We start from the raw sequence: 24,923 nt of genomic DNA on the forward strand, positions 1-24,923 counted from the left end.
TATGGGGCATTTGGGGGATCAGATCGTCTCGGCGGCGCGCGGCTGGATCGGCACGCCATACATGCACCAAGCCAGCACCAAAGGCGCGGGCACCGATTGCCTCGGGCTGTTGCGCGGCGTGTGGCGCGAGGTGCTGGGCGCGGAGCCGGAAGCCGTGCCCGCCTATACGCAGGACTGGTCCGAGCCGCAGGGCGACGAGCGGCTTTGGCGCGCGGCCAAGGCGCATTTGATCGCCAAACCCTTGGGCAATCCGGCCCCTGGGGATGTGTTGCTGTTCCGGATGCGGGCAGGGGGCGTGGCCAAACACCTCGGCCTGCAAGGCCAAGTGCCGCTGACCGGCGGCACACCGACATTCATTCACGCCTATTCGGGCCATGCGGTTGTTGAAAGCCCGCTGAGCCTGCCATGGCAGCGCCGCATCGTGGCGCGATTTGCTTTTCCTGAGGAGACTGTGTGATGGCGACGATCCTTTTATCTGCGGCGGGTGCGGCGATCGGCGGCTCGGTGGGCGGTACGCTTTTGGGGGTCTCGGCGGCGGCCGTGGGCCGTTTGGCGGGGGCCACATTGGGCCGCGCGATTGATCAACGCATCATGGGCAACGGCGCCGAGGCGGTCGAGCAGGGGCAGATCGAACGCTTCCGCCTGACCGGTTCGGGAGAGGGCGACCCGATTGCTCAAGTCTACGGGCGCATGCGCGTAGGCGGGCATGTGATTTGGGCGACCAATTTTGCCGAAACGGTTTCGGTCTCGGGCGGCGGCAAGGGCGCGCCGCGTCCCACTGTGCGCAACTATAGCTATACGGTCAGCCTCGCGGTTGCGGTCTGCGAGGGCGAGATCACCAGCATTGGCCGCATTTGGGCCGATGGCAGCGAGATCGCGCGCGACAGCCTCAATATGCGCGTCTACACCGGCGCGAAGGACCAATTGCCCGATCCCAAAATGGAAGCGGTCGAGGGGGCGGGCAATGTGCCGGCCTATCGCGGCACGGCCTATGTGGTGTTCGAGGACCTGCCGTTGGAGCAATTCGGCAACCGCGTGCCGCAGTTCTCTTTCGAGGTGGTGCGCCCCGCGCAACCCGGCACCGAGAGCCACAATACCGACCCTTCCTTTGGCATCCAAGGCGTCGCCATGATGCCGGGAAGCGGGGAATATGCCTTGGCCACCACGCCGGTGCATTTCTCCTACGGCGCAGGGCAATCGGCGTTGGCCAATGTCAATTCGCCCTCGGGAAAATCCGACTATGCCACCTCGCTTGAGGCCCTGAGCGAGGAATTGCCCAATTGCGGCTCGGTCTCCTTGATCGTCAGCTGGTTCGGCAATGACCTGCGCGCGGCGCATTGCGACATCAAACCCAAGGTGGAGCAGACCCAATTCGACGGTCAGGAAATGCCTTGGGCCGTCGCGGGCGAGATGCGCAGCACGGCCGATCTGGTGCCCTTCGATCCCGAAGGCCGTCCGATTTATGGCGGCACGCCTGCGGACGCATCGGTGATCGAGGCGATCCAAGCCACGCAAGCGGGCGGCCAAGGGGTGATGTATTACCCGTTTATCTTGATGGATCAGGTGGACGGAAACAGCTTGCCCGATCCCTATTCGGGTGCCGCCGCGCAGCCCAAATTGCCGTGGCGCGGGCGGATTACGCTTATGGATGCGCCGGGGCAGGCCGGATCGAGCGACGCCACCGCCGCCGCCGAGGCCGAAGTGGCAGCGTTTTTCGGCACGGCCACGGCGGCAGATTTTGCCATCTCCGGCGAAACGGTCAGTTACTCCGGCCCTGACGAGTGGCGCTACAATCGCTTTATCTTGCACCAAGCCGCGCTTTGCGCTGCGGCGGGCGGGGTCGAGGCCTTTTGCATCGGCTCCGAAATGCGCGGGCTGACCCAAATTCGCGGCGCGAACGGCAGCTTTCCGGCGGTGACGGCCTTGATCGATTTGGCCGCCCAATGCCGCGCGATCCTCGGACCGCAGTGCAAAATCGGCTATGCGGCGGATTGGACGGAGTATTTCGGATACCAACCCCAAGACGGAAGCGGTGATCGCTATTTTCACCTCGATCCGCTTTGGGCCGACGCCAATATCGATTTCGTCGGGATCGACAACTACATGCCCCTTTCCGATTGGCGCGACGGGACCGAGCATAGCGATTCTGATTGGGGCACGATCTATAATCTCGATTACCTCAAGGACAATATCGAGGGCGGCGAGGGCTATGATTGGTATTACCATTCGGTCGATGCGCGCGCGGCGCAAATCCGCACGCCGATCACCGATGGCGACCACGGCGAGCCGTGGGTTTACCGCTACAAGGATATCAAGAACTGGTGGCTGAACGCGCATCACGAACGCATTGGCGGTCTGCGCCAAAGCAATCCCACCGCGTGGGAGCCGATGTCGAAACCGGTCTGGTTCACCGAACTGGGCTGCGCTGCGGTGGACAAAGGCACCAATCAGCCGAATAAATTCCTCGACCCGAAATCGTCGGAATCGAGCCTGCCGCGCTACTCCAACGGGCGGCGCGACGAGTTGATGCAGATGCAATATCTGCGCGCCATGTTCGGCTATTGGAACGATCCGGCGAACAACCCCGTCAGCGAGGTTTACGGCGCGCCGATGCTCGATATGAGCCGTGCCCATGTCTGGGCGTGGGATGCGCGGCCCTATCCGTTCTTTCCCAACAATCGCGGGTTTTGGAGCGACGGCGACAATTACGCGCGCGGCCATTGGATGACAGGGCGCAGCGGCTCGCGCCCCCTGTCCGATGTGGTGGCCGAGATCTGCAAACGTGCTGGCGTGGCCAGCTTCGATGTCTCCGAGCTTTACGGCTATCTGCGCGGATATACCCGCGCCGAGGTCGCCCCCGCGCGCACGGCGTTGCAGCCCTTGATGCTGCGCTACGGCTTTGATGCGGTGGAGCGTGGCGGCACCCTCAAATTCATCATGCGTGACGGGCTCAATGACATCGAGGTGTCGCGCGATGAAATGGCCGTGGCCAAGGAGCTTGACGGTCTGATCGAGGAAACCCGCACCGCCGAGGCCGAACTCACGGGCCGCGTGCGGATGCGGTTTGTGCAGGCCGAGGGCGATTTCGACGTGGTCGCCGAAGAGGCGGTCCTGCCCGACGAGGCGACCCATGCGGTGGCGGCGACCGAAGTGCCTTTGTCCTTGACCCGAGCCGAAGGGCGCCAAGTGGTCGAACGCTGGCTGTCGGAGGCGCGCGTGGCGCGCGATGTGGTGCGCTTTGCCTTGCCGCCGTCGAAGCTGCCGCTGGGGGCGGGGGATATCTTGCGGCTCGACAATGACGGGGTGCCCGCGCGCTATCGCATCGACCGCGTCGAGCAGGGCGACAAGCAACTCGTTGAGGCCGTGCGTATCGAGCCGGAAACCTATCGCCCGATCGATATGGCCGATGATGCGGCGACGGTGCGCGCCTTCACGCCGCCCTTGCCGGTCTTCCCGCTTTTCCTCGATCTGCCGCTGATGACCGGCGAGGAAGTGCCCCATGCGCCGCATTTGGCCGTCACCGCAGAGCCTTGGCCCGGAACGGCGGCGCTTTATGCCTCGGGCTCGGATGCGGGCTACAGCCTTGATCAATTGATCTCGACCCGCTCGACGCTGGGCGTCACCGAAACGGCGATGTTTGCGGCCTCCATGGGGATCATCGACCACGGCGAGGGGCTGGTGGTCAAGCTCACCTCGGGCGCCTTGTCGGGCATTGACGACGAGGCCTTGCTCAACGGCGGCAACCTGATGGCCATCGGGGATGGCAGCGCCGGAAATTGGGAGCTGTTCCAGTTCCGCGATGCGCAATTGGTGGGCGAGAACACCTATCTGCTCAAACACCGTTTGCGCGGGCAGCTTGGCTCTGATGTTCTTATGCCGTCGCAATGGCCCGCGGGGTCCTATGTGGTGGCGCTGGACGGGATACCGCAGCAGATCACATTGGCCGCCAGCCAGCGCAACATCGCGCGCCACTACCGCATCGGCCCTGCGCAGCGCAGCTATGACGATCCGTCCTTCGTGCACCGGATCGAGGCCTTCGACGGGGTCGGCCTGCGCCCCTATGCGCCGGTGCATCTGCGCGCCGATCCGATAGCGGGGGGCGATTACGCCATCTCGTGGATCCGCCGCACGCGCATAGCCGGTGACGGGTGGGATACGATCGAGGTGCCGCTGGGAGAGGAAAGCGAAAGCTATCTTTTGCAAATCCGTCTGGGCGGGGCTTTGGTGCGCGAGCAAATCCTGACCGTGCCAAGCTGGACCTATAGCGCCGCGATGCAGGTCGCTGATGGCACGGCGGGCGGTTTCGAGGTCACGGTGGCGCAAATTTCCGCGAGCTATGGCGCGGGGGCAAAGCGCAGCCTCGCGGTTGCCTGAGAGTAAATGTACATAAAAACAAAGGGCTGCGCGGGAATATTCTCGTGCGGCCCTTGGGCGATTGCGCGTTGGCGCACAAGCCATTCGCGCCCGAAATCGCCGAGATCACAGCTTTGCATTTCCGCATCCCGCCCGATCTGCTATAGAGGTTCGAAATCAAAACCCTCTGTCGCACGCAGATTTGCACGCGACCGGATGCTTATGAGGCAAGGCACCATGGCCGAGAAACGCGCAAAACTGTCCCAAATCGATCCCGTTTGGACCCGTATTTTGGAAGAATCCCGTCAGGCCGTCACGGACGAGCCGCTGCTCGGCGGATTGGTCCACGGCTGCATCTTGCACCACGAGACGCTGGAGGATGCGCTGTCCTACCGCTTTGCGCAAAAACTGGCCTCGGGCGAGATGTCCGAACAATTGCTGCGCGAGATCGCCGATGCGGCCTATGCCGCCGATCCCGAGTTGGGCCAAGCGGCGCGCGCCGATATCATTGCGGTGTTTGAACGCGATCCGGCCTGCCATCGCTATATCCAGCCGCTGATTTTCTTCAAAGGGTTTCAGGCGATCCAAGCCTACCGCATCGGCCATTGGCTGTGGCGTCAGGGGCGGCGCGATCTGGCCTATTTCGTGCAAATGCGCGTTTCCGAACAATTCGGCGTCGATATCCATCCGGCTTGCCGCGTCGGCAAGGGGCTGTTCCTCGATCATGCCCATGCCATCGTGATCGGCGAAACCGCCGTGGTCGGCGATAACGTGTCGATCCTGCATTCGGTGACTTTGGGCGGGACCGGCAAGGAAGACGAGGACCGCCACCCGAAAATCGGCAATGGCGTGTTGATCGGGGCAGGGGCCAAGGTCTTGGGCAATATCGAGATCGGCCATTGCAGCCGCATCGCCGCCGGATCGGTGGTTCTGGCCGATGTGCCGTGCTGCAAAACCGTGGCAGGCGTGCCCGCCAAAGTCGTCGGCGAGGCGGGCTGTGATCAACCTTCGGTCTCGATGAACCAATTGATCGGCGCGCGCGAATAACGCCCCGCGCCCGTTGCACATGAAAACGCCCGCAGCTTTGTGCGGGCGTTTTTGGTTTTCACTCTGCACGCCGGATCAGGCCAGCATCGCAATCGGGTTTTCCAGATTGTCGACGATATGTTTGAGCAGCTCCGCCCCCAGCGCCCCGTCGATCACGCGGTGATCGACCGATAGCGTCACAGACATCACCGTCGCGACCTCCAATGCGCCGTCCTTGCCGACGACGGGTTTTTTCACACCCGCACCAACTGCGAGAATTGCGCCGTGTGGCGGGTTGATTACGGCGTCAAAATTGTCAATTCCGAACATTCCGAGGTTCGAGATGGCAAAGCTGCCGCCTTGGTATTCATGCGGCGCAAGCTTGCGGTCGCGGGCGCGGGCGGCGAGGTCTTTCATCTCGGCCGAGAGCGCCGAGAGCGATTTCATCTCGGCATCTTTGAGCACCGGCGTGAACAATCCGCCCTCGATCGCCACGGCCACGGCCACATCCGACGGGGTCAGTTGCAAGACCCGATCACCCGCCCAAACCGCATTGGCGGCGGGCACGGCTTGCAGCGCCAAGGCGCAGGCTTTGATGATGAAATCATTGACCGACAGTTTCACGCCACGCGCCTCAAGCTGTGCGTTCAACTCGCCGCGGAATTTGAGCAGCGCATCGAGACGGATATCGCGGCGCAGATAGAAATGCGGGATCGATTGTTTGGCCTCGGTCAACCGTGCGGCGATGGTTTTGCGCATGCCGTTGAGCGGGATTTCCTCATAGGCGCGATCCTCATACATGCGTTTGACCGCGTCGGCGGCAGGGCCGCTGGCCATCGGAGCAGGGGCTGCGGCGGGCGCAGCAGAGGCCGCGGGTGCGGCGGCGCTTGCGGCAGGGGCCGAGGCGCCCGCTGTGGTCCCCTCGACATCCGCCTTGACGATCCGGCCTTTGGGGCCGGAGCCTGTGATCGCCGACAGGTCCACGCCTTTGTCCGCCGCGATCCGGCGCGCCAGAGGGGAGGCGAAAATGCGTGTTCCGTCAGAGGCTTGCGGTGCAGATGGGGCAGAGGTGACCTCAGCCTTAGCGGCAGGCGCCGCCGCCGCCTCTGGAGCCGCGACGGCTTTTGCCGCCGGTGCCGCCGCAGGGGCCGCGCCAATGTCATCAGCGCTTTCACCCTCTTCCAAGAGCACCGCAATGGCGGTGTTGACCTTCACATTCTCGGAGCCTTCGGTCACGAGGATCTTGCCGATCACCCCTTCGTCGACGGCTTCGAATTCCATCGTCGCCTTATCGGTTTCGATCTCGGCCAGCAGATCGCCGGAGGAGACGGTGTCGCCCTCCTTGACCAGCCATTTGGCCAATGTTCCCTCTTCCATCGTCGGCGAGAGGGCGGGCATCAGGATTTCTGTCGGCATCTCTCTCTCCTCAACGATAGGTGACTTGCTTGGCGGCCTCGACCACCTCGGCAGTGGTGATCAACGCGTGTTTTTCGAGGTTCGCCGCATAGGGCATCGGCACATCCTTACCGGCGCAATTGATCACCGGCGCGTCGAGATAATCAAAGGCGCGCTGCATGATCGTGGCGCTGATATGATTGCCGATCGAGCAGACGGGGAAGCCTTCCTCGACGGTGATGCAGCGGTTGGTCTTCATCACCGAACCGAGCACCGTGTCATAATCGATCGGGCGCAGGGTGCGCAGGTCGATGACCTCGGCCTCGATGCCCTCGTCGGCAAGTTTCTGAGCCGCTTCAAGGGCATAGGTCATGCCGATGCCAAAGCTGACGATGGTGATATCGCTGCCCGCGCGGCAAATCTTTGCCTTGCCGAAGGGGATGGTGAAATCCTCCATGGCGGGGACTTCGAAGGTCTTGCCATACAGAATTTCGTTTTCGAGGAAGATCACGGGGTTGGGATCGCGGATCGCGGTTTTGAGCAATCCTTTCGCATCCGCGGCCGAGTAGGGCATGACAACCTTGAGACCTGGCACCTGCGCATACCATGCGGCGTAATCGTGGCTGTGCTGCGCGCCGACGCGGGCGGCGGCGCCGTTGGGGCCGCGAAACACCATCGGTGCGCCCATCTGACCGCCGGACATATAGAGCGTCTTGGCGGCAGAGTTGATAATCTGGTCAATGGCTTGCATGGCGAAGTTAAAGGTCATGAACTCGACGATGGGGCGCAGGCCGCCAAAGGCCGCGCCAACGCCGATACCGGCAAACCCGTGCTCGGTGATCGGCGTGTCGATCACCCGTTTGGAGCCGAAATCATCCAATAGGCCTTGGGAAATTTTATAGGCCCCTTGGTATTCGGCGACCTCTTCACCCATCAAAAACACCGTCTCGTCGCGGCGCATTTCCTCGGCCATGGCGTCGCGCAGGGCCTCGCGCACGGTTTGGGTTTTCATCGGCGTGCCTTCGGGCCAATCGGGGGTCTGCTCGATGGCCTGCACCTGAGGCGCGGCGGATTTCGCGGCGGCAGGAGCGGAGGCGGCAGGGGCCTTGGCCTCAGCAGGCGCGGCGGCGGGGGCCGCAGCGGCGCCAATATCATCGGCGCTCTCGCCTTCTTCGAGCAATACGGCAATCGGCGTGTTCACTTTGACGCCCTCGGCGCCCTCGGCCACGAGGATTTTGCCGATCACGCCTTCATCGACGGCTTCGAATTCCATCGTCGCCTTGTCGGTTTCGATCTCGGCCATGATGTCGCCAGCGGCAACTGTGTCGCCCTCTTTGACGAGCCATTTGGCCAATGTGCCTTCTTCCATGGTCGGCGAGAGGGCGGGCATAAGGATTTCGCTTGGCATGTTTTGTCTCCCTTACGCGGTCTGCGACGCGTCGGTCGCGTAGATGTCGGTCCAAAGCTCTTCGAGCGGCGGCTCGGGGCTTTCCTTGGCAAATTCGGCGCTGGCGTTGACGATGCCTTTGATCTCTTTGTCGATGGCTTTGAGGTCGTCTTCGCTGGCGTGTTTGCCGGTCAGGAGCAATTCGCGCACATGTTCGATGGCGTCTTTCTCCTCGCGCATTTTCTGCACCTCTTCGCGGGTGCGGTATTTGGCCGGATCGGACATCGAATGGCCGCGATAGCGGTAGGTTTTGACCTCCAAAATATACGGTCCCTTGCCCGCGCGGCAATGCGCCACGGCCTTGTCGCCCGCCTCCTTGACGGCCAGAACATCCATGCCGTCCACCGCCTGTCCGGCGATGCCGAAGGCCTCGCCGCGGGTGTAGATATCGGGCGAGGAGGTCGATCGCGCCTGCGCGGTGCCCATGGCGTATTGGTTGTTTTCAATGACAAAAATCACCGGCAGCTTCCATAGAGCGGCCATGTTGAAAGTCTCGTAGACCTGCCCTTGATTGGCGGCGCCATCGCCGAAATAGGCAAAGGTCACATTGTCATTGCCTTTGTATTTATCCGCAAAGGCCAGACCCGCGCCAAGCGGCACCTGCGCGCCGACAATGCCGTGGCCACCGTAAAAATGCTTCTCTTTGCTAAACATATGCATCGAGCCGCCCTTGCCTTTGGAATAGCCGCCGATGCGTCCGGTCAATTCGGCCATCACCCCGTTCGGGTCCATCCCGCAGGCCAGCATATGCCCGTGATCGCGGTAGGAGGTGATGCGTTTGTCGCCCTCTTTGGCCGACGCCTCAAGCCCGACGACAACCGCCTCTTGCCCGATGTAGAGGTGACAAAAGCCGCCAATGAGGCCCATGCCGTAAAGCTGCCCCGCCTTTTCCTCGAATCGCCGGATCAGCAGCATGTCGCGATAGTAGGCTTTTAACTCTTCGGCAGAAACATTTGGTTTCTTTGAGCTTTTCTTGGCTGTCATCGGCGGGATCCTCCTCCGGGATGAAACTAGTTTAGCGTTAAACTATTTAATACAGTATCTCGCCAAGGGATGCGAGCGAGAATTTGGTTGACCGCGGTTGGGTGCGGCGATGCCTATGAAAACAAACCGCTTTCGTCGCCCGCGCCGCTGGCGATACGCGCCCGCGCAAGGTGGCCGAATGAGCGCCCGCGCACAGTGGACAGAGGCAGGTTAAACTATGGTGAAGATGAACGAAGGACGCGCGCGCCCCGTCCGGCCCGCCTAGCGGATCACGATCTCGTCGCTGCGCACCATGCCTAGAACATCGCGCGTTTGCTGGTCCAGAAGGTCCAGATCGAGATAGCTGTCCGACAGGCGCTGCGTGAGGTTTTCCATCCGCGCCACTTCCGCTTGCAACAGCGCCAGCTGCGCGGCCAACTGGTCGCGCTCGGCATTGATTTCGGCGCGGCGGAACAGGCCGTAATCGCCCTGCACGGCGGCAAAAGCGAAATACAGGCCGATGCTGAGCGCGGCGGCGAAATAAACGAGCACACCGAAGCCGGGTTTTTTGCGCGAGGACATGATTGGAAAACTGCCTGATACTGCCAAATTTACGGCCTCTAACGGGCCTTTTTTACATCATGCCACAGGTGATTCGCTTTGTGAATCCCCTGTTTTACCTTTTCTTTAGATATCCTCTGTCATGCGCGGGATGTTGCAAATACCCGCCGCAGTTGCGAGGCTGCGCCTAAGCGGGCCGCCCGCTGCCCCCCCCAAGAGGAGACCCCCGACAGATGACGCAAAATCCGCCCGCCTCGCTGCCTGCGCGCGCCGATCTTTCGACGCATGAGGTCACCAACCAGCCGCAGCCCATCGGCGACAGCGATCTGTTCTCGCGCGATCCGGCCCTGCGGACCCACGCGGCGGCGGCGGGCGCGGATATGGAGCATCTGGCCCATTTCGGCGCGCGGATCGGCACGCGCGAGATGCGCGCCAAAGCCCGCGCGGCGCAGCGCCACAAGCCCGAGCTTGTCACCCATGACAGCGGCGGGCGGCGCATCGACGAGGTGCATTTTCACCCCGCCTATCACGACCTCATGCAAGCGGGCATCGGCAGCGGTATTTCCGCCCTGCCGTGGGAAGGCGCGCAGGGCGGCCATGTCACCCGCGCCGCGATGCTCTATCAACTGACGCAGGTCGAGCAGGGGGTGTGCTGCCCGATGACCATGACCTATGCCGCCGTGCCTGCGCTCAAATCCGCGCCTGCCTTGGTCAAGGATTGGGTGCCCAAACTCACCTCGCGGCGCTATGACGGTGCGGCGCTGCCCTTGGCGCGCAAGGCGGGGGCGACGCTGGGCATGGCGATGACCGAAAAGCAGGGCGGCTCGGACCTGCGCGGCACGAGCACGCGCGCGCAGGCGGCGGATGGGGCCTACCGGTTGACGGGGCATAAATGGTTTTGCTCGGCGCCCATGTCCGACGGCTTTTTGACGCTGGCGCAGGCCGAGGGCGGATTGACCTGTTTTCTGGTGCCGCGCTGGCTTGACGGGGGGCGCAACGCCATCCGCATCCAGCGGCTCAAGGACAAGCTGGGCAATCACGCCAATGCCTCTGCCGAGATCGAATATGAGGGCGCATGGGCGCACCGCTTGGGCGAGGAGGGTGCGGGGATCAAAACCATCATCGAGATGGTGCATCACACGCGGCTCGATACCGCCGTTGCCCCCGCCGGATTGATGCGCGCCGCCTTGGTGCAGGCGCATCATTGGGCCGAGCATCGCACCGCCTTTCAAAAACGGCTGATCGACCAGCCGCTGATGGCGCAGGTTCTGGCCGATCTGGCGCTGGAGGCCGAGGGGATCTTGGCGCTTTCGCTGCATGTGGCGCAAAGCTTTGACAGCGGCACCGAAGGCGCGCGCGCCTTTGCCCGTATCGGCGTGGCCTTGGCAAAATATCTGGGCAACCGGTTGTGCCCGCAGGTGGTTTTTGAGGCGATGGAATCCATGGGCGGGTCGGGCTATGTCGAAGAGGGGCCGATGCCGGTGCTCTATCGCGAGGCGCCGCTCAATTCGATCTGGGAAGGGTCGGGCAATGTGATCTGCCTCGATATTTTGCGCACCTTGATCAAGGCGCCCGCCACCGCAGAGGCGCTGTCGAACGAGCTGACCTTGGCGGCGGGGGGCGACCGGATATTCGATGCCGCCATTAAGGCCCATATGGCGCGTTTCCCGCGTCTTCCCGAAGAGGGGCAGGCGCGGTGGTATGTCGAAAGCCTCGCCACGCTCTTGACCGCTGCGGTGTTGATCCGAAAGGCCCCCGCGCCGGTGGCGCAGGGCTATATCGCCACCCGTCTGGGCGGGCAGCGCGGGCGCACTTACGGGGCGATTTCGGGGGTGGATACGGCGGCGATCACGGCGCGCATTACCGAAGGCTAGAGCGGCGTAGAGGCGGGGCGGCGCGGCGCGCGCCCCCGATGTCGGGCCCGCGCGCGGCACATTTGCGCGCGGCCCCATCGGGTCCTTGCGCGCGCCGCGCGGCTTATGGCCGGAGCCGCCGCAAATGCGCTGCGCTTATCCTTTGCGCGCCCAAACCATGCGCATGGCAAAGACCATCACGCGGCGCGGCAACAGCCTTGGCAAAAAGGCAAAGACCTTGTTGGAGACCCCCGTCACCACGATCCGCCTACCGCGTTTCATCCCCGTCCATCCGGCGCGCGCCACCGCATCGGCGGGGGCAGGTCGGGTGATCTTGAGCAAAAAGCTGTCTTCCATCTCGCCTTGCTCGAAAAACTCTGTCGCCACGGGGCCAGGGCACAGGGCACAGACCTTGACGCCGCTGCCCGACAATTCCTCGGCCGCCGCTTCGGAGAGCGACAGCACATAGGCTTTGGAGGCGTGATAGACCGCCATGCGCGGCGCGGGCATGAAGGCGGCGGTCGAGGCGACGTTGAGGATATAGCCGTGGCCGCGCGCCCGCATCGGACCGATGGCGGCGCTCATCAGCGCCGAGAGGGCGGCGACATTGACCGCAATCTCGGCCCGCTCGCGCGGCCAATTGTCCGGATCGCCGAAAAATCCGTTGGCCCCAAGCCCCGCGTTATTGACCAAAATATCGATGCCGCGCCCCGCGCTGGCCTTGGCCCAAAGCGCCTGTGCCGCGCCGTCTTGGGACAGGTCCGCAGGGATCACCTCGATCTCGATCCCGTGGTTGTCGCGCATCAGCTCTTGTTTGAGCGCCTCCAGACGCTCGGCGCGCCGCGCGGTGAGGATCACATTGCGCCCCTCGGCGGCCGCAAGGCGCGCAAATTCCACGCCCAGACCCGAAGAGGCCCCCGTGATCAAAACCCAAGCATCGCTCATATCACACTCCTCGCGGCGCCTCTTGCGCCTTTGGCCCAAGCCTAGCGCGCGCCGATCAATGCGGCAACGCCTGGCAGGGTTTTGCCTTCCATCCATTCAAGGAACGCGCCGCCTGCGGTGCTGATATAGGTGAAATCCTTGGCCGCATCGGCCTTGTTGAGCGCGGCCACCGTATCGCCGCCGCCCGCCACCGAAATCAACGTGCCGGCGCGGCTGTATTTCGCCGCCGCTTGCGCCGCCGCATTGGTCGCCGCATCGAAGGGTTCGATTTCAAATGCGCCCAAAGGCCCGTTCCAGATCAGGGTTTTCGCCTCGGCGAGCAGGCTTTCGATCCGCGCCACCGATTGCGGCCCCGCGTCGAGGATCATCGCATCCTTGGGGCAGTCCTGCGCGCCGACCACCTCATGGGGGGCATTGGCGGCAAATTCGCGCGCCACGACCACATCGACGGGCAGCACAATCTCGCATCCCAGATCGAGCGCCTTGAGGCGGATTTGCTCGGCGGTTTCGGTCAGGTCGTGCTCGCACAGCGATTTGCCCACATCAATGCCGCGCGCCGCCAAAAACGTATTGGCCATGCCGCCGCCGATGATCAGATATTGCACCTTTTCAACGAGATTGCCCAAGAGGTCGAGCTTGGTCGACACCTTCGCGCCGCCAACCACGGCGACCACGGGTTTTTGCGGCTTGCCAAGCGCCTTTTCGAGCGCCTCAAGCTCCGCTTGCATCAAACGCCCCGCGCAAGAGGGCAGCAAATGCGCCACGCCCTCGGTCGAGGCATGGGCGCGGTGCGCCGCCGAAAATGCATCATTGCAATAGATATCGCCGAGCGAGGCGAGAAACTGCGCCATCCCGGGATCGTTTTTCGTCTCGCCCGGTGCAAAGCGGGTGTTCTCGGCCAAAAACACCGTGCCGTTGGGCGCTTCATCAATGGCGGCGCGGTCGGGGCGCTCGACAAAGGTCACATCGCAGCCCAAGGCCTCTTGCAGTGCTGGCACCACGGCGCGCAGCGACAGTTCGGGGACATATTTGCCCTTGGGCCGTCCGAAATGCGCCAAAAGCACGGGTTTGCCGCCGTGGGAGGTGATATATTGGATCGTCGGCACGATCCGCTCGATCCGCGTGGCGTCGGTGACTTGGCCCGCCTCATCCACCGGCACGTTGATATCGACCCGCACCAGAACGGATTTGCCCTCCAAATCCATATCGTCCAGCGTTTTCCAACCCATACTCATATCTCCCGTCTGTGCCGCGCGCGCTGCGCGGGCCTCGCGGGCGCCATATCCGGCCCGCTTTTGGTTCGCGTTGCGCATGTCTTCGCCCGTCTGGCGCGAGGCGTCAACAGCGCGCTTGGCATCCGCGGCGCTTGGTCTTAGGTATTCGCGCAGGAAATCACGCCGCGCGAGCCTGCGCGAACAGTAAGGAGCCGGACATGGCGGACATCAAAGACCCCGAAAATACCCTGTTGATCGAACTCAAAGGCGGCACTGTGACGCTGGAGCTTTTGCCCGATGTGGCCCCCGCCCATTGCGCGCGGATCAAGGAACTGGCCCGTGCTGGCGCCTATGACAACGTCGCCTTCCACCGCGTGATCGACGGGTTCATGGCGCAAACCGGCGATGTGGCCCATGGCAATATGGAAAAGGACTTCGACATCCGCCGCGCGGGCACCGGCGGCTCGGACCTGCCGGACCTTCCGGCGGAGTTTTCCAAACTGCCCCATGATCGCGGCACGCTGGGCGCGGCGCGCTCGGCCAACCCCAATTCGGCCAATTCGCAGTTCTTCATCAACTTCAAGGACAACCATTTCCTCAACGGTCAATACACGGTTTATGGCCGCGTGATCGAGGGGATGGAGCATGTCGATGCGATCACCAAGGGCGAGCCGCCCGCCAGCCCCGACCGGATGATCTCGATGAAGGTGGCCGCAGATGCATAAACTGATCGCAAGCGCAGCCGCTTTGGCCCTTTCGGCTTCGGCGGCTTTGGCCACGGGGCTGCAGATCGAGATCGCGGGCGAGGGGGCCAATGGCACCGTCACAATCGACCTGCTCGAAGATCTCGCGCCCAAACATGCGGCGCAAATCTCGGCTCTGGCCGCCGAGGGTGCCTATGACGGCGTGGTGTTCCACCGCGTGATCGACGGCTTTATGGCGCAAACAGGTGATGTGGAATTCGGCCGCATAGGCGAAGACATGCGCCGCGCGGGCATGGGCGGATCGCAGCTTGGCAATATCGACGCCGAGTTTTCGGATATGAATTTCGATCGCGGCATTGTGGGCATGGCCCGCTCTTCCGATCCCAATTCGGCCAATTCGCAGTTCTTCATCATGTTCGAACCAGGCCCGTTCTTGAACGGGCAATATACGGTTGTGGGCATTGTGACGGGCGGCATGGATGTGGTGGATGCGATCAAACGCGGCAAAGGCCCGAACGGATCGGTCATCGGCGCGCCCGACGTGATGACCAAGGTCACGGTCACCGAATAGGCGCCCCAACGCGTTGCAAAAATCAAACGGCCCGCAGAGCGATCTGCGGGCCGTTTGTTGTTTTGGGTCATGCCTGTGATTTAAGGGCAAGCCACGCAAAGGGCTGCGCGCTAGAACCGCCCCGAGGCCCCACCGCCGCCCGAGCGCCCGCCGCCAAACCCGCCGCCGCCGCTGTATGTGGAGGTGCGGATCGGGGCGGTCGGCTCTTCGCGCGACTGGCTGTATCCGCAGTGCGGACAGGTGACTTGCACCCGCCGCAACCCGCCCAAAACGCGCGTCGCGGGGCGCAGCGCGGTCACTTGCCGCTTCAGGCCGCGCTGCTGGCATTGCGGGCAACGCGACATCCGGCCGAAAAGCGCGGCGAGCCGTGATTTGAACGCCCTGCTGATTGCGGTCAGGGCGATGAGCGCGCCGATCAGCCAGACCGGCCAGTTCGACCCGCCTTTGGGCGCGGGGGCCGGATCGCCCGCCTGATAGGGCGTGATGATACGGCGCTGCGTCGCTGCGATGGCGCTGGCCACGGCGGCATTGATGTCATCGGCGCGCAGATGCGGCATCATCTCGCGGTCGATCACATCGGCCGCCGCGCGGTCCCATTCGCGCCCGTATCCGGCGCCCAATTCTAGGCGCACCGCCCGTTCGGCGCGGGTGATGAGCAGCAATATCCCGTCATTGCGCGATTTATCCCCGATGCCCCATGCGTCAAACACACGGGTGGCATAGGCCTCAAACTGCGGCGCGGAGGGATGGGTGAGCACCGCCATCTCGACCCCGCTGCGCGCCTTGAGCGCCAAGAGCTGTTGCGAGATATCGGCTTCTTGCGCGTCGGTCAGGTAATCGGCCAGATCAAGGATGTAGCTTTGCGCGGGGGCGGGCGGCACCTCTTGGGCGCCGCCGCTATGGGGCAGCAGGCACAGCGCCAGCGCCGCGATCATGCCACACCATCGCGCCGTCCTCATGCCGACCCCTTGGCCATGAGCGCATTGACCTCCGCCTCGCTGGCCCCGCCCTTGAGGGCCGAGAAATCGCCGCGCTCCATCATCGCGCGGCCCGCGTCGATCACCGCCCGATGGGTCAGCCGCGCCAAACCGCCGCCGATGGAAATCCGCGCCGCGCTCATTTGGGCAAACTGCGCGCGGCTGATATCGGCGTAGGGCCCCGCCGCCAGAACATTGACCGGCAAGGCAGTGGCCTCAATCACCCGCTGCAAATCAGCGAGGCTGGCGGGCAGCGGCACATAGACACAATCGGCCCCCGCCGCTTCAAAGGCCTTGATCCGGCGCAGGGCCTCTTCGATGTCATACTGCCCGTTCATCACCCCGTCAGCGCGCGCCACGAGAACGAAATCGCGCGGCAGCGCGCGGGCGGCAGAGGCGGCGGCGCGGATGCGCTCGGCCGCCAGATCGGCCGCGTAGGGGTGATCGGCGGGCAGGGCCGTGTCCTCGATGGAAATCCCCGCCAGCCCCGCCTCGCAGGCAAGGCGCACCGTCTCTGCGCAGGTCTCCGGCGCCTCGCCAAACCCGTTCTCGAAATCGCCCGAGACCGGCAAAGGCGTGGCGGCGACCAGATCCTGCGCGTGGGCCAAGGCCTCGTCGCGGGTCAGATTGCCCATATCGGGGCGGCCTTGGGTAAAGGCATGGGCCGAAGAGGAGGTCGCAATCGCATCGGCGCCCAATCCGGCCAGAACCCGCGCCGATCCGACGTCCCACGCATTGGCAAGGATAAACGGCGCGCCGCGTTTGTGCAGGGCACGAAAGGAGGGGGCGGGATCATGCATGGGGCACCTCGGTAAATGGCAGATGACAGATAACACTGCGCCCACAGTGAAAGGCGCATGGCCGCAGCGCAAGACAAAAGCGGACGGAGGGCGCCTCAGGGGCGGGGATCGGGCATCAAGGGCAGAGCGGGAAACCGGCGGAGCGGGGCTGGTTGGCGGGTCAGCCGGCCGAAAAGAGCGCAGGCCAATGCGTGCAATGCGAAGCTTGCAATCAACACGCCGATGCGCAGCCTCCTTCACAGGGAGACAGGGAGACAGGGAGACAGGGAGACAGGGAGACAGGGAGACAGGGAGACAGGGAGACAGGGAGACAGGGAGACAGGGAGACAGGGAGACAGGGAGACAGGGAGACAGGGAGACAGGGAGATAGGGAGATAGGGAGGTGGTGAAGCGCGGAGGTTGGGACGGGCGGAAGGCACAGAGGCGGGGAGATAAAGCGTTTTGTCAGACCAAGTCGCGGCGCCGTTCGGGGCGGTGGCCCTGATCGGGCATCGCCTGTTTTGAGGGGGCGCTGGGCGGCGCAGGCCGCCGCATCCGCATCCACATCTGCCCCTGCGCCGTGGTCCTGGGCGCGGCTTGCTGTCCCAAGCTTGCCCGCAAAGGCGTGCGGCCTTGGCATACTGCGCCGCCCGCCCGCACCGCCAGCGCGCGCCACCTCTGGCCGTATGGGGCGGCGCGCGGGCTGGCGAGGCCAGAGCTTGCATCGCTTAGCCAAGAGGCTAGGTTTTTATTGACGCGCTGCGCAGGTCTTGTTACTTAGCCACATGGATAACAATCTCGACGACATCTTCTCCGCCCTTGGTGATCCCACACGGCGCGCCGTGATCGCGCAGTTGATGGAGGGGCCAGCGCCGGTGTCACAGCTGCACGCGCCGCACGACATGGCGCTGCCCTCCTTTTTGAAACACCTCGGCAAGCTTGAGGCCGTCGGGTTGGTCCGCTCGCATAAGATCGGCCGTGTGCGCATGGTGCATATCGAAGCCGCTCCGATGGCGCGCGCCGAAGCTTGGCTCAAACAGCACCGGCGCCTGTGGGAGGGGCGTTTGGATCGCTTGTCCGCTCTTGCCGAAGATTTAGAAAAGGAAAGTAACGATGGCCGAATTTGAAACCGTAACCTTGGAGCGCGACATCGCCTGCGCCCCCGAGCGGCTTTTCCATGTGATGACCGACCGCGAATTGCGCCAAAAATGGAGCGCGCCCGATGACCAAACCGCGGTGATCATTGATTATTTCGATTGCCGCGCGGGCGGACGCGAGGAAACGCGTTGCGGGCCGAAAGAGGCGCCCGAGTTCACAACCGTCAGCCAGTTCCATGTGGTTGAGCCGGAGTTTTTGTGCTTCACCGAAACCTTGGTGATCGGCGGCCAGATGATGTCGGTCTCTTTGTGCAGCCACGACATCGCGCCCAGCGAAATGGGCAGCAAATTGCGGGTCACATTGCAAATCACAAGCCTCGTCGGGGCGGAGCTTTTCGGCGAGTATCAAGGCGGCTGGTCAGCGGCGCTGGATGCTTTGGCGGCGATGGCGAGTGCCTCCGGTCCGCTGCAATAAACGCGCGGCGCTGGGCGGGAAATGCTCTGCTGTGATCGGTGCGGCGTTCGACTTGTGCCCGCCTACGCCCGCCCCGCGTCCACCCGCACCGCCACCGCGCGCCAAATCTAAAACCTCTTGGCGCGGCGGCGCGGGGGTGTTAGCCTGCCCTCATGAAGAGCAACCACACCCCGCACAGCATTATTATCTGCTGCATTATTCCCTGCTGAGCAATCTCGCGGGCCGTTCTTCTGTTTCCTTAAACACATGAAGTTGCTAAGTCCGCGGGCGAGCCGAGCCTTTGCGCATGTTTGCCATGCGCGCGCCAGATACGAGGACGCCTGACGTGACGAGCGATAGAGTGATCAAGCTGCACAACACAAAGACCCGCAAAAAGGAGGTCTTTGCGCCGATCGACCCCGACAATCTGCGCATGTATGTCTGCGGGCCGACCGTCTATGACCGCGCCCATATCGGCAATGCGCGGCCCGTGATTGTGTTTGACGTGCTCTACCGTTTGCTGCGCGATACCTATGGGACGGATCACGTCACCTATGTGCGCAATTTCACCGATGTGGATGACAAGATCAACGCACGGGCGGCCGAAAGCGGGCGCAGCATCCGCGAGATCACCGACGAGACCACGCAATGGTATCTGGATGATATGCGCGCCGTGGGGGCCTTGGACCCGTCCATTCGCGGAGGGGACAGTGATCGCGCCATGCCGCGGGCAACCGAATATATCGACTCGATGATCGCGATGATCGAAACCCTGATCAAAGGCGGCCATGCCTATGCCGCCGAGGGGCATGTGCTGTTCTCGGTCGAAAGCTATGAAAAATACGGCGCGCTTTCGGGGCGCAGCATCGACGATATGATCGCCGGTGCGCGGGTCGAGGTGGCACCCTATAAACGCAACCCGATGGATTTCGTCCTGTGGAAACCGTCCTCTGATGACCTGCCCGGATGGGAAAGCCCGTGGGGGCGCGGCCGCCCCGGATGGCATATCGAATGCTCCGCCATGAGCTATGAATTGCTGGGCGCGCGCTTCGACATCCACGGCGGCGGCAATGATCTGATGTTCCCGCACCACGAGAACGAGATCGCGCAAAGCTGCTGCGCCACGGGTCATGCGGGTGACGGCGAGGGCTTTGCCAATGTCTGGATGCACAACGAGATGCTGCAGGTCGAGGGTAAGAAAATGTCCAAGTCCTTGGGCAATTTCTTCACCGTGCGTGATTTGCTCGATAGCGGCGTGCCAGGCGAGGTGATCCGCTTTGTGTTCCTCTCCACCCACTACCGCAAACCGATGGATTGGACGGCGCAAAAGGCCGAGCAGGCCAAAGCGACGCTCAAGAAATGGTATGCACAGGCAAAGGATGCGCCATGCGATGCGGCGCCCCACGTCGATGTGATCGCCGCGCTGGGCGATGATCTGAACACCGCGGGCGCGATTGCAGTGTTGCACCAGTTGTCCCATGCGGGGGAGGTCGCCGCCCTGCGCGCGAGCCTGACATTGCTGGGGCTTATGAGCGAGGACGTCCCCGATTGGGCGTCGGAGGCGGGGGTGGACCTGTCTGCCTATGCGGGCAAACTCGCCGCCCTGCGCGCCGCCGCGATGCAGACCAAAGATTTCGCCCCCGTCGATGCGCTGAAAACCGCCCTACTTGCGGCAGGGGTCGAGGTGCGTATGTCCAAAGACGGCGTCGATCTGTCCGAGGCGGCGGGTTTCGATGCGTCCAAATTGGAGGGGCTGCTATGAGCGCGCGGTGTCAGGCACGGATGTTGCGCCCGACCCGAGGGTGGGGGCATCGCCCTGCGATCCTGAAGCAAGGAGCAGACCAATGAGCAAAGACCGCCTCTACCTCTACGACACCACGCTGCGCGACGGGCAGCAGACCCAAGGCGTGCAATTCTCCACCGAGGAAAAGCAGCAGATCGCCAAAACCCTCGACGCGCTGGGCGTGGATTATATCGAGGGCGGCTGGCCGGGGGCCAATCCGACCGACAGCGCCTTTTTCGAGGCCGCGCCGCAAACCCGCGCGCGCTTTACCGCCTTTGGCATGACCAAACGCGCGGGCCGTTCGGCGGAAAACGACGAGGTGCTGGCCGCCGTGATGAACGCGGGCACCGATAGCATCTGCCTTGTCGGCAAGACCCATGATTTCCACGTCACCACCGCGCTGGGCATCACCTTGGAGGAAAACACCGAAAACATCCGCGCCTCCATCGCCTATCTGGTGGCGCAGGGGCGCGAGGCGCTGTTTGACGCCGAGCATTTCTTTGACGGCTATAAGGCCAACCCCGATTATGCCATCGAAGCGGTGCGCGCCGCCTATGAGGCCGGTGCGCGCTGGGTGGTGCTGTGCGATACCAATGGCGGCACCTTGCCCGAGGAAATCGGCGCCATCACCCGCGCGGTGATCGCGGCGGGCATTTCGGGCGACCGGCTGGGCATCCACACCCATAACGACACCGCCAATGCCGTGGCGGGCAGCCTTGCCGCCGTCGATGCAGGGGCGCGGCAAATCCAAGGCACGCTGAACGGGTTGGGCGAGCGCTGCGGCAATGCCAATCTGGTGACGCTGATCCCGATCTTGATGCTCAAATCCCCCTATGCCGAGGCCTTCGAGACCGGCGTGAGCCGCGAGGCCCTGCGCGGGCTGACCGCCGCCAGCCGACAGTTGGACGATATCCTCAACCGCGTGCCGACCAAACAGGCGCCTTTCGTCGGCGCATCGGCCTTTGCCCATAAGGCGGGGCTGCATGCCTCGGCCATCCTCAAGGACCCCTCCACCTACGAGCATATCGACCCCGCTTTGGTCGGCAATGCGCGCATCATCCCGATGTCCAATCAGGCGGGACAAAGCAACCTGCGCCGCCGTCTGTCCGAGGCGGGTATCGAGGTCGCCGCAGGCGATCCGGCGCTGGCGCGTATCCTCGACCGGATCAAGGAGCGCGAGGCGATGGGCTATACCTACGACAGCGCGCAGGCCTCCTTCGAATTGCTGGCGCGCCAAGAATTGGGCCGGATGCCGGAGTATTTCGAGGTCAAACGCTATAAGGTCACCGTCGAGCGCCGCAAGAACAAGCGCAACAAGATGGTCTCTCTCTCCGAGGCCATCGTGGTGATGAAGGTGGACGGCGAGAAGCGGCTTTCGGTCTCCGAATCCATCGACGCCGAGGGCCGTGATCGCGGGCCGGTCAATGCGCTATGGACCGCTTTGGTCAAGGATCTGGGCCGCTATGGCGATGCGGTGGCCGATATGCATCTGGTCGATTTCAAAGTGCGCATCACCCAAGGCGGCACCGAAGCCGTGACCCGCGTCATCATCGACAGCGAGGACGCCCAAGGGCGGCGCTGGTCCACGGTGGGGGTCTCGGCCAATATCGTCGATGCCAGCTTTGACGCATTGATCGATGCGGTAAACTGGAAGCTTCTGCGCGAGGGCGCGCAGTAGCGCGAAGCGCAGGCGGAAAGCAGATGAGTAAAGGCTATTAGCATGTTGAAAATTTTGAGTTTTATCGCCGTTTCCATTGCCATCACGGCCGCGATTGCCATCGGCTTGATCCTCTCGCAATGGCCGCGCGATCTGCGTGCGGGCGCGCGCGGCGGCGAGGGCGCATCGCTTGATTTCACCCGCCAAATCGCCCGCAATGACGCGCCTTTGCCGCTTCAAACCGCGCCGATGCGCGACGGATGGCAGATGCCCTATCGCCGCGTGGACGGCCCGCAGGGTGCGCCTTTGCTGGTTCTGGTCCACGGGTCGGGATGGCACGGGGCGCAGTTTGACGCGCTGGCGCGGCGCCTGTCGGATGTGGCCACCGTCATCGCCCCCGACCTGCGCGGCCATGGCGCGTCGCCCGAGCGGCGCGGCGATGTGGATTACATCGGCCAGATGGAGGACGACCTTGCCGATCTGATCACCGCTGCGGGCCAAAACGGGCAGCGCGTGGTCATGGCAGGGCATAGCTCGGGCGGCGGTTTGGTGGTGCGTTTTGCGGGCGGGGCGCATGGCGCGATGATCGATCATGCGATCCTGCTGGCGCCCTTCTTGAAGCATAACGCGCCGACCGCGCGGCCCAATTCGGGCGGCTGGGCGCAGGTGATGATCCGCCGCATGATCGGCCTGTCGATGCTCAACGCGGCGCGGATCACGGCGCTCAACGGGATGCAGGTGATCCAGTTCAACATGCCCGCCGCCGTTCTGGACGGGCCGATGGGCCATACGGCGACCACGGCCTATAGCTACCGGCTCAACACCGGATTTGCCCCGCGCGCCGATTACCTTGCCGATGTGGCGCGCTTGCCCGATTTCACCTTGATCGCAGGCACGGCGGATGAGGCCTTTGTTGCCGATCAATACGAGCCTCTCCTGTCTTCGGTCAATGGGCGCGGCACCTATCATTTGATCGAAGGGGCGAGCCATCTCGATGTCGTTTATGCGCCGCAAACCGAAACCCTCATCCGCGGAGTTCTCAGCGGTGACTGACACCCCCGAACACGACGATATTGGCGCCTGCGCCGCCCAAGTGGCGCGCGCTGATCCCGACCGTTTTGCCGCCGTCATGGCCGCGCCCGTGGCGCTGCGCCCCGCGCTTTTCGCGCTCTATGCGTTCAACGCCGAGGTCGCCCGCGCCCCTTGGGTGACCCAAGAGGCGGTGATCGCGGAAATGCGCCTGCAATGGTGGCGCGATGCCCTGGAAGAGATCGGCGCGCAGGGGCAGGGCGGCCCGCTGCGCCGTCACGAGGTGGTCACGCCCTTGGCGCGCGCGCTTGCCGCGCCCGAGGCGGCTTTGCTCGACGATCTGGTGCTGGCGCGGCGCTGGGATATCTACCGCGACCCCTTTGAGGACGAGGCGGCATTTCACGCCCATATCGAGCAAACCGGCGGGATTTTGATGCAGGTGGCGGCCACATTGGCCCATGGCGCGCCGCTCACGGAGGGCGCGGCGCAGGCGGCGCGAGACGCCGGTTATGCCGCCGGTCTGGCCGCATGGCTGCGCGCGATCCCCGCGATGGAAAAGGCAGGGCGCCTGCCCTTGGTCGATGGCCGCCCCGAGGCCATCGCCGCTTTGGCGCAAGGCGGATTGGCGCGGCTCAAGGCCTCGCGCGCGGCGCGCAAACATCTGTCCAAACCGGCGCGCGCGGCGCTTTTGGCCGCTTGGCCCGCGCAGCCGATCCTGTCGCTGGCGGCCAAGACCCCTGCGCGGGTTGCGGCGGGGGATCTGGCGCTGCCCGAATTTGCGCAAAAGACGCGGTTGATCCGCTGCGCCCTGACGGGCCGCTGGTAGCGCGGCGGATCGCACCGCCGCTGGGCGATAGGGCGCGCGCTGGTGCCTTGGCCTAGGCCTCTTTGGGCCGCAGCGCCAGCCAGATCAACGCGCCGCCCGCCAGCATCAAGAACGGCGCCATTGCCAGATTGACCGCCGACCATCCGGCCTGCGCCGAGCCGCCCGAGCAATTCATCAAACCGCCCGAGGCCAGCGAGGCAAAGGTCACGCCGCCAAAGACCAAAAGATCGTTGAGCCCCTGCATCCGTCCGCGCTCATGCGGCTCATGCGCGCCCGCAAGCATCGCCGTCGCGCCGATAAAGCCGAAGTTCCAGCCCACGCCGAGCAAGACCAGCGCGATGAAGAAGTTGTTCAAATCCACCCCTTCGAGCGCCACGATCCCCGCCGCGCCAAGGATCAAAAGCCCCGCCGCGACGATTTTCTCGACGCCGAAGCGTGCGATCAGATGGCCGGTGAAAAACGACGGCACATACATCGCCAGAACATGCGCCGAGACCACATCGGCGGCGCTTGATTTTTCAAAGCCGCAGCCGACCACCGCCAAGGGCGTCGATGTCATCACAAGGTTCATCAACGCATAGGAGACCATGGCGCAGATCACCGCCACGGCGATGCGCGGGGTTTTCAGTAGCTCCATCCGGCTGCGCCCTTTCGGAGCATCCACGGCGGGCAGCGGCGGTTTGGGTATGTCGAGGAAAAGAAACAAGAACGAGCCGATCACATTCACCGCGATCACCGCCAGATAGGTGCCAAGGAAAGGCACGACCATGGCCTCTGCGGTGACTTTGAACAGCTGCGGCCCGATCAGCGCGCTGACCAGCCCGCCCGCCATGACGTAGGAAATCGCCTTGGGCCGGAAGGTTTCAGAGGCGGTATCAGCGGCGGCAAAGCGGTAGAACCCCTGCGCGGACATGTAAACGCCGGTGATCAAAGAGCCGGTCAGATAGACCGCGAAAGAGCCGATATAAAGCCCGTAGGCCGATACCGCCGCGCCCAAGGCCCCCGCCACAGCGCCCAAGGTAAACCCCGCGCGGCGGCCATAGCGTTGCATGATATTCGACACTGGCGTGGCGGCAAACATGCTGCCCAACACGATGAGCGAGATCGGCAGCGTGGCAAAACAGGCATTGGTGGCCAAGGATTGCCCCGCCAGCCCGCCCATGATGAAAATCATAGGCATCTGCGCACCCAAAAGCGCCTGCGCCATCACAAGGATCGTCACATTGCGCTTGGCGCGCGCATCATCGGCGGGTGGGGCGGTCATATCTGTCATGGGGAATGCGTAGCTT

The 24,923-nt window shown here is 63.7% G+C and carries 21 protein-coding genes; 12 read left to right on the forward strand and 9 right to left on the reverse strand.

What is annotated here, in order from left to right:
* The first annotated feature begins 1 nt into the window (after position 1).
* From ABWV64_RS12515 to cysE, 3 genes are all read left to right on the forward strand, one after another.
* Entirely contained in the window at positions 2 to 457 is a 456-nt protein-coding gene (locus ABWV64_RS12515) for an NlpC/P60 family protein (RefSeq protein ID WP_353345700.1), read from the forward strand.
* A complete protein-coding gene (locus ABWV64_RS12520; RefSeq protein WP_353345702.1) occupies positions 457 to 4,374 on the forward strand; it encodes a baseplate multidomain protein megatron in 3,918 nt (1,305 codons plus the stop codon). The genes ABWV64_RS12515 and ABWV64_RS12520 overlap by 1 nt, the downstream gene beginning before the upstream one ends.
* A 216-nt stretch (positions 4,375 to 4,590) precedes the next feature.
* Positions 4,591 to 5,400: a serine O-acetyltransferase gene (gene cysE, locus ABWV64_RS12525; protein WP_353345704.1), complete on the forward strand. Its 810-nt coding sequence runs from the start codon at positions 4,591 to 4,593 to the stop codon at positions 5,398 to 5,400.
* A gap of 75 nt (positions 5,401 to 5,475) precedes the next feature.
* Here cysE and ABWV64_RS12530 read toward each other — a convergent pair whose 3' ends face one another.
* The 4 genes from ABWV64_RS12530 to ABWV64_RS12545 form a co-directional block, all read right to left on the reverse strand.
* Positions 5,476 to 6,795 carry a pyruvate dehydrogenase complex dihydrolipoamide acetyltransferase gene (locus ABWV64_RS12530; protein ID WP_353345706.1) on the reverse strand — a complete coding sequence of 440 codons (1,320 nt, stop codon included), beginning with the start codon at positions 6,793 to 6,795 and terminating at the stop codon, positions 5,476 to 5,478.
* 10 nt (positions 6,796 to 6,805) lie between these two features.
* Positions 6,806 to 8,182, reverse strand: a complete 1,377-nt coding sequence (locus ABWV64_RS12535; protein WP_353345708.1) for a pyruvate dehydrogenase complex E1 component subunit beta — start codon at positions 8,180 to 8,182, stop codon at positions 6,806 to 6,808.
* A gap of 12 nt (positions 8,183 to 8,194) precedes the next feature.
* Positions 8,195 to 9,205 carry a pyruvate dehydrogenase (acetyl-transferring) E1 component subunit alpha gene (gene pdhA / locus ABWV64_RS12540; protein WP_353345710.1) on the reverse strand — a complete coding sequence of 337 codons (1,011 nt, stop codon included), beginning with the start codon at positions 9,203 to 9,205 and terminating at the stop codon, positions 8,195 to 8,197.
* A 261-nt stretch (positions 9,206 to 9,466) separates the two neighbouring features.
* Positions 9,467 to 9,766 (reverse strand): septum formation initiator family protein, encoded by a 300-nt coding sequence (locus tag ABWV64_RS12545; protein ID WP_353345712.1) that lies wholly within the window; start codon positions 9,764 to 9,766, stop codon positions 9,467 to 9,469.
* A 212-nt stretch (positions 9,767 to 9,978) separates the two neighbouring features.
* Between ABWV64_RS12545 and ABWV64_RS12550 the strand changes: the two genes are divergently transcribed.
* Positions 9,979 to 11,619, forward strand: coding sequence for an acyl-CoA dehydrogenase family protein (locus ABWV64_RS12550; RefSeq protein WP_353345714.1), 1,641 nt, complete (start codon positions 9,979 to 9,981; stop codon positions 11,617 to 11,619).
* 135 nt (positions 11,620 to 11,754) lie between these two features.
* Here the strand turns inward: ABWV64_RS12550 and ABWV64_RS12555 are convergent, their stop codons facing one another.
* Both ABWV64_RS12555 and ABWV64_RS12560 read right to left on the reverse strand, forming a co-directional pair.
* Positions 11,755 to 12,543, reverse strand: a complete 789-nt coding sequence (locus tag ABWV64_RS12555) for an SDR family NAD(P)-dependent oxidoreductase (protein ID WP_353345716.1) — start codon at positions 12,541 to 12,543, stop codon at positions 11,755 to 11,757.
* Between the two features lie 41 nt (positions 12,544 to 12,584).
* Positions 12,585 to 13,772 carry a phosphoglycerate kinase gene (locus ABWV64_RS12560; RefSeq protein WP_353345959.1) on the reverse strand — a complete coding sequence of 396 codons (1,188 nt, stop codon included), beginning with the start codon at positions 13,770 to 13,772 and terminating at the stop codon, positions 12,585 to 12,587.
* Positions 13,773 to 13,975: 203 nt separating this feature from the next.
* Here ABWV64_RS12560 and ABWV64_RS12565 point away from each other — a divergent pair, with 203 nt between their 5' ends.
* Positions 13,976 to 14,482 (forward strand): peptidylprolyl isomerase, encoded by a 507-nt coding sequence (locus ABWV64_RS12565; protein ID WP_353345718.1) that lies wholly within the window; start codon positions 13,976 to 13,978, stop codon positions 14,480 to 14,482.
* Positions 14,475 to 15,032, forward strand: coding sequence for a peptidylprolyl isomerase (locus ABWV64_RS12570; protein WP_353345720.1), 558 nt, complete (start codon positions 14,475 to 14,477; stop codon positions 15,030 to 15,032). The genes ABWV64_RS12565 and ABWV64_RS12570 overlap by 8 nt, the downstream gene beginning before the upstream one ends.
* 110 nt (positions 15,033 to 15,142) lie before the next feature.
* Here the strand turns inward: ABWV64_RS12570 and ABWV64_RS12575 are convergent, their stop codons facing one another.
* Together ABWV64_RS12575 and ABWV64_RS12580 are read right to left on the reverse strand one after the other, a co-directional pair.
* Positions 15,143 to 15,991, reverse strand: a complete 849-nt coding sequence (locus tag ABWV64_RS12575) for a TPM domain-containing protein (protein ID WP_353345722.1) — start codon at positions 15,989 to 15,991, stop codon at positions 15,143 to 15,145.
* Positions 15,988 to 16,809 carry an isocitrate lyase/PEP mutase family protein gene (locus ABWV64_RS12580; RefSeq protein WP_353345724.1) on the reverse strand — a complete coding sequence of 274 codons (822 nt, stop codon included), beginning with the start codon at positions 16,807 to 16,809 and terminating at the stop codon, positions 15,988 to 15,990. The genes ABWV64_RS12575 and ABWV64_RS12580 overlap by 4 nt, the downstream gene beginning before the upstream one ends.
* A 764-nt stretch (positions 16,810 to 17,573) precedes the next feature.
* On the opposite strand from ABWV64_RS12580, the gene ABWV64_RS12585 reads away from it, so the two are divergent.
* From ABWV64_RS12585 to ABWV64_RS12610, 6 genes are all read left to right on the forward strand, one after another.
* Positions 17,574 to 17,915, forward strand: coding sequence for an ArsR/SmtB family transcription factor (locus ABWV64_RS12585; protein WP_353345726.1), 342 nt, complete (start codon positions 17,574 to 17,576; stop codon positions 17,913 to 17,915).
* Positions 17,902 to 18,360, forward strand: coding sequence for an SRPBCC domain-containing protein (locus ABWV64_RS12590; RefSeq protein ID WP_353345728.1), 459 nt, complete (start codon positions 17,902 to 17,904; stop codon positions 18,358 to 18,360). The genes ABWV64_RS12585 and ABWV64_RS12590 overlap by 14 nt, the downstream gene beginning before the upstream one ends.
* 295 nt (positions 18,361 to 18,655) lie before the next feature.
* Positions 18,656 to 20,101, forward strand: a complete 1,446-nt coding sequence (gene cysS / locus ABWV64_RS12595) for a cysteine--tRNA ligase (protein ID WP_353345730.1) — start codon at positions 18,656 to 18,658, stop codon at positions 20,099 to 20,101.
* 82 nt (positions 20,102 to 20,183) lie between these two features.
* A complete protein-coding gene (gene cimA, locus ABWV64_RS12600; RefSeq protein ID WP_353345732.1) occupies positions 20,184 to 21,800 on the forward strand; it encodes a citramalate synthase in 1,617 nt (538 codons plus the stop codon).
* A 42-nt stretch (positions 21,801 to 21,842) separates the two neighbouring features.
* Positions 21,843 to 22,832: an alpha/beta hydrolase gene (locus ABWV64_RS12605; RefSeq protein WP_353345734.1), complete on the forward strand. Its 990-nt coding sequence runs from the start codon at positions 21,843 to 21,845 to the stop codon at positions 22,830 to 22,832.
* The gene (locus tag ABWV64_RS12610) at positions 22,825 to 23,634 is read left to right on the forward strand and encodes a squalene/phytoene synthase family protein (protein WP_353345736.1); all 810 of its coding nucleotides are present in this window, start codon (positions 22,825 to 22,827) and stop codon (positions 23,632 to 23,634) included. The genes ABWV64_RS12605 and ABWV64_RS12610 overlap by 8 nt, the downstream gene beginning before the upstream one ends.
* Positions 23,635 to 23,686: 52 nt before the next feature.
* On the opposite strand, the gene ABWV64_RS12615 is transcribed toward ABWV64_RS12610, so the two are convergent.
* Entirely contained in the window at positions 23,687 to 24,907 is a 1,221-nt protein-coding gene (locus ABWV64_RS12615) for an MFS transporter (RefSeq protein ID WP_353345738.1), read from the reverse strand.
* Positions 24,908 to 24,923 lie beyond the last annotated feature (16 nt).

The organism is Litorivita sp. NS0012-18, assembly GCF_040371945.1.
Lineage (GTDB): Bacteria > Pseudomonadota > Alphaproteobacteria > Rhodobacterales > Rhodobacteraceae > Litorivita.

Bases quoted from the DNA above. Each gene is read 5' to 3' on its own strand.
- ABWV64_RS12515 (WP_353345700.1), top strand. From the start codon at position 2: ATGGGGCATTTGGGGGATCAGATCGTCTCGGCGGCGCGCGGCTGGATC.
- ABWV64_RS12520 (WP_353345702.1), top strand. From the start codon at position 457: ATGGCGACGATCCTTTTATCTGCGGCGGGTGCGGCGATCGGCGGCTCG.
- cysE (WP_353345704.1), top strand. From the start codon at position 4,591: ATGGCCGAGAAACGCGCAAAACTGTCCCAAATCGATCCCGTTTGGACC.
- ABWV64_RS12530 (WP_353345706.1), bottom strand. From the start codon at position 6,795: ATGCCGACAGAAATCCTGATGCCCGCCCTCTCGCCGACGATGGAAGAG.
- ABWV64_RS12535 (WP_353345708.1), bottom strand. From the start codon at position 8,182: ATGCCAAGCGAAATCCTTATGCCCGCCCTCTCGCCGACCATGGAAGAA.
- pdhA (WP_353345710.1), bottom strand. From the start codon at position 9,205: ATGACAGCCAAGAAAAGCTCAAAGAAACCAAATGTTTCTGCCGAAGAG.
- ABWV64_RS12545 (WP_353345712.1), bottom strand. From the start codon at position 9,766: ATGTCCTCGCGCAAAAAACCCGGCTTCGGTGTGCTCGTTTATTTCGCC.
- ABWV64_RS12550 (WP_353345714.1), top strand. From the start codon at position 9,979: ATGACGCAAAATCCGCCCGCCTCGCTGCCTGCGCGCGCCGATCTTTCG.
- ABWV64_RS12555 (WP_353345716.1), bottom strand. From the start codon at position 12,543: ATGAGCGATGCTTGGGTTTTGATCACGGGGGCCTCTTCGGGTCTGGGC.
- ABWV64_RS12560 (WP_353345959.1), bottom strand. From the start codon at position 13,772: ATGGGTTGGAAAACGCTGGACGATATGGATTTGGAGGGCAAATCCGTT.
- ABWV64_RS12565 (WP_353345718.1), top strand. From the start codon at position 13,976: ATGGCGGACATCAAAGACCCCGAAAATACCCTGTTGATCGAACTCAAA.
- ABWV64_RS12570 (WP_353345720.1), top strand. From the start codon at position 14,475: ATGCATAAACTGATCGCAAGCGCAGCCGCTTTGGCCCTTTCGGCTTCG.
- ABWV64_RS12575 (WP_353345722.1), bottom strand. From the start codon at position 15,991: ATGAGGACGGCGCGATGGTGTGGCATGATCGCGGCGCTGGCGCTGTGC.
- ABWV64_RS12580 (WP_353345724.1), bottom strand. From the start codon at position 16,809: ATGCATGATCCCGCCCCCTCCTTTCGTGCCCTGCACAAACGCGGCGCG.
- ABWV64_RS12585 (WP_353345726.1), top strand. From the start codon at position 17,574: ATGGATAACAATCTCGACGACATCTTCTCCGCCCTTGGTGATCCCACA.
- ABWV64_RS12590 (WP_353345728.1), top strand. From the start codon at position 17,902: ATGGCCGAATTTGAAACCGTAACCTTGGAGCGCGACATCGCCTGCGCC.
- cysS (WP_353345730.1), top strand. From the start codon at position 18,656: ATGCGCGCGCCAGATACGAGGACGCCTGACGTGACGAGCGATAGAGTG.
- cimA (WP_353345732.1), top strand. From the start codon at position 20,184: ATGAGCAAAGACCGCCTCTACCTCTACGACACCACGCTGCGCGACGGG.
- ABWV64_RS12605 (WP_353345734.1), top strand. From the start codon at position 21,843: ATGTTGAAAATTTTGAGTTTTATCGCCGTTTCCATTGCCATCACGGCC.
- ABWV64_RS12615 (WP_353345738.1), bottom strand. From the start codon at position 24,907: ATGACAGATATGACCGCCCCACCCGCCGATGATGCGCGCGCCAAGCGC.